Origin of the sequence: Pseudomonas sp. H9 (assembly GCF_004353925.1) — a bacterium.
Classification (GTDB): Bacteria; Pseudomonadota; Gammaproteobacteria; order Pseudomonadales; family Pseudomonadaceae; genus Aquipseudomonas.
Genome location: NZ_SMOK01000050.1, coordinates 1 through 434, shown reverse-complemented (window position 1 = coordinate 434; position 434 = coordinate 1). Strand labels below are relative to the sequence as shown.

Here is a 434-nt window from a genome sequence, read left to right as displayed (position 1 = left end):
TCGAAACGTTGTCCCCCACTACCAGGCAGATTCCTAGGCATTACTCACCCGTCCGCCGCTGAATCGAAGAGCAAGCTCTTCTCATCCGCTCGACTTGCATGTGTTAGGCCTGCCGCCAGCGTTCAATCTGAGCCATGATCAAACTCTTCAGTTCAATACTGCTTGGGTTTTGAGAAAACCCTAAACTTGGCTCAGCAACCTCAAATGACTAAATTTGAAATCTTTCGATTTTCCGCGTAGTCACTTGTGATGCTGATAATCTTTTTGACTATCAGTCTGAGTCACAAGCACCCACACGAATTGCTTGATTCGATTGTTAAAGAGCGTTTGGCTGAAGTCTTTCGCTTCAACCGAGGCGCGCATTCTACGCTTTCCTCAGAGTGTGTCAAGCGTTTATTTTGAAGTTTTTCAGAATTTCTCTTTCAACTTCAACC

1 rRNA gene is annotated in these 434 nt (G+C 45.4%); it reads right to left on the bottom strand.

Going from position 1 to position 434, the window contains the following annotated elements:
- Positions 1-154: ribosomal RNA gene (locus tag E1573_RS26625) — 16S ribosomal RNA — on the bottom strand; the annotation flags it as partial.
- Between the last annotated feature and the right edge of the window lie 280 nt (positions 155-434).